The 247-nt window shown below is 57.9% G+C and carries 1 protein-coding gene; it reads left to right on the top strand.

Annotated features, from left to right (window positions below):
* Positions 1 to 247 (top strand): pyruvate kinase (locus tag ACYP03_RS27375; RefSeq protein WP_459782855.1); only part of this gene is annotated, 247 nt, incomplete at both ends.

Genomic DNA, 247 nt, shown 5'->3' with positions numbered 1-247 from the left:
ATCACAGCCACTCAGATGCTGGATTCTATGATCAAGAACCCGCGTCCGACCCGTGCGGAAGCCGGTGACGTTGCCAACGCCATCATGGACGGTACTGATGCCGTGATGCTGTCTGGCGAGTCGGCGAAAGGTAAGTACCCGATTGAAGCTGTCACCATCATGGCGCAAATCTGTGCCCGCACCGATTCAGCCATGCGTGCTTCACTGAGTGCGCGTCTGGACAGCCCTCGCCTGCGTATTACCGAAG

The sequence above is a fragment of the Photobacterium sp. R1 genome, from assembly GCF_054600795.1.
This window is presented reverse-complemented; position numbering and strand designations above follow the sequence as displayed.